The organism is Vibrio sp. 03_296 (genome assembly GCF_002265885.1).
This window is the reverse complement of the sequence record NZ_NPKW01001129.1, coordinates 1-379: the sequence shown is the minus strand read 5'-3', so window position 1 is coordinate 379 and position 379 is coordinate 1. Positions and strand designations below refer to the sequence as shown.

1 protein-coding gene is annotated in these 379 nt (G+C 49.5%); it reads left to right on the top strand.

What is annotated here, in order from left to right:
* A partial coding sequence (locus CIK04_RS30300) for an alanine racemase (RefSeq protein ID WP_176463482.1) occupies window positions 1-379 on the top strand: 379 nt, incomplete at both ends.

The window sequence follows — 379 nt, the reverse complement described above, 5'->3', positions numbered from 1 at the left end:
AGAGCAATACCAAGCGTTTGTTGAGCGTTTGCATCAGTGCCCGAATGTGGCCAAACCTTTACGCTATATGAGCCATTTTGGTTGTGCTGACGAGATGAACAACGAGATGACGCCGAAACAAATCGAGCTGTTTTTGTCGCTAACTCGAGGTTGCAAAGGTGAGCGCTCACTTGCCGCTTCCGCCGGATTACTCGCTTGGCAAGAAAGTCAATTGGAGTGGGTACGCCCGGGCATCATTATGTATGGTGTTTCTCCGTTTGGTGATAAGACCGCGTCCGAGCTGGGCTACAAACCAGTGATGACTTTWAAGTCTCATTTAATTGCAGTTCGAGATGTAAAGCGGCGAGTCAGTGGGATATGCGCAACCTGGATCAGCGAA